This window comes from Bradyrhizobium sp. (assembly GCF_049581145.1).
In the GTDB taxonomy this organism is placed as follows: domain Bacteria; phylum Pseudomonadota; class Alphaproteobacteria; order Rhizobiales; family Xanthobacteraceae; genus Bradyrhizobium.
The window spans coordinates 1-1,752 of the sequence record NZ_JBAURI010000055.1; the positions used below are offsets into that span (position 1 = coordinate 1).

The following is a 1,752-nucleotide window of genomic DNA, read 5'->3' on the forward strand; positions in this document are numbered from 1 at the left end:
GGCGTAGAGCATCAATCCCTGGCGCACCATCCGGCGTTCGGCCTCCGTCAGCTGCGCCAGCGCGCCCGACACCTGCCGCCTGCCGAACGCGTGCAGCGCGGCCAGCGTGCGCCTTCCCTTGGCGGTCAGCGCCAGCGGCTTGATCCGCGCGTCGTCCGCGTCCGTGGTTTCCTTCAACTCGCCATTGTCGATCAGCTTGCGCACCAGGCGGCTGACGCTCGACTTCTCCAGATGCAGGAAGTCGGTGAGCTGAACGGAGGTCATCGGTCCGCGAATGCCGATCTCGAGAATCGTGTGGACGGCCGACGGCGGATAATCGGTCGCGGCCACCGTGGCATCCATGAAGCCGAGCTCGCGCACCATCAGCCGCGAGGCCGCACGGATATCGTCGATCAGGATCGCCTCGGGGATCGGCCTGTCGGGATGCATCTTGACTCCAGGCTTATAGTTGTATCATACAACTATGTGCCTTGCAATGGAGCAGGCACCGGCGTTTGCGGGATTTGCGCGTGATGAGCGAAGTGCTGCCGATCGATGGCCATCCGGCCACGGAGCGGATGGCGGGGAAAATCTGCCTGGTGACCGGCGGCGGCAGCGGCATTGGTCGCGCGGCGGCGCTGCGGATAGCGGCTGAAGGCGCCGCGGCGGTGCTGATCGCCGGCCGGCGCGAGGCGGAAATCGAACAGACGGCAGCGCAGTGCCGGGCGCTTGGCGCGCAGGCGCTCGCGGTCAGGACCGACGTCACGCGTGAGGACGAGGTCGCGCGCCTCGTTGCAACCGCGATCGAGCGTTTCGGCCGGCTTGACATCGCCTTCAACAATGCCGGCTTCCAGGAACGACGCGCGCCGCTCGAACAGCAGGCGAGCAGCATCTATGACGAGGTGTTCGACGGCAATGTCCGCTCGGTCTTTCTTTGCCTGCGCCACCAGTTGCCGGCGATGTTCGCGCGCGGCGAGGGCAGCATCGTCGTCAATGCCTCGGTGAGCGGCGTGCGCAATCCCAATTCCGGCCTCTCGCTTTATTCGGCGTCGAAAGCGGCGGTGATCTCGCTGGTGCGTTCGGCGGCACTGGAGGCGGCGCCGCGCGGGGTGCGGATCAACGGGGTCGCGCCGGGCCGCGTCGTCACCGACATGATGCTGCGCTCGGGCGTCGGTGACATGGCAAGTGTCGCGGCCGGTCTGCCGCTGCGGCGGATGGGCAAGCCGGAGGAGGTCGCCGAAGCCGTGCTGTGGCTATTGTCTGACGCATCGTCCTACGTGGTCGGCCATGTGCTGGCGGCGGATGGCGGGTTTCTGGCGTCGTGACGCCGACTGAACCTGGCTCTCGTCATTGCGGGCGCAGCGAAGCAATCATGCATCCGCGCGAGAGATGTGGATCGCTTCGTCGCTGCCGCTCCTCGCAATGACGATTGAATGCGCCGGCGCCTACTAACTCCTCTGTGCGTAGAGTAGCGGCACCGCTGAATCCACCACCACCTCGATCAGGCTGGTGCCGTCATGCACCAGTCCGCGCGACAGCGCGCCGGCCAACTCGGAGGATTTGGCGACGCGAACCGCGTCGCAGCCCATGCCTTGTGCGATCTTGACGAAATCGACGCCGGGCAGATCTAAGCCCGGCACATTGCGCACCTGCATCACCTGGCTGAACGAGCGCATCGCGCCGTAGCCTGCATTGTTGATCACCACGACGGTCAGCGGCAGCTTGCGCTGCGCGGCGGTCCACAGCGCCTGGATCGAATACATCGCCGAGCCG

The 1,752-nt window shown here is 66.3% G+C and carries 3 protein-coding genes; 1 reads left to right on the plus strand and 2 read right to left on the minus strand.

From position 1 onward, the window contains the following. A partial coding sequence (locus WCB02_RS01590) for a MarR family winged helix-turn-helix transcriptional regulator (protein ID WP_423955620.1) occupies nt 1–429 on the minus strand: 429 nt, incomplete at its 3' end. An 83-nt stretch (nt 430–512) separates the two neighbouring features. Between WCB02_RS01590 and WCB02_RS01595 the strand changes: the two genes are divergently transcribed. Continuing rightward, nucleotides 513–1,304: an SDR family NAD(P)-dependent oxidoreductase gene (locus WCB02_RS01595; RefSeq protein WP_423955622.1), complete on the plus strand. Its 792-nt coding sequence runs from the start codon at nt 513–515 to the stop codon at nt 1,302–1,304. A 123-nt stretch (nt 1,305–1,427) separates the two neighbouring features. Here the strand turns inward: WCB02_RS01595 and WCB02_RS01600 are convergent. Further along, nucleotides 1,428–1,752, minus strand: a 325-nt coding sequence (locus WCB02_RS01600; protein ID WP_423955625.1) for a thiamine pyrophosphate-dependent enzyme, incomplete at its 5' end; no start/stop codon positions are given.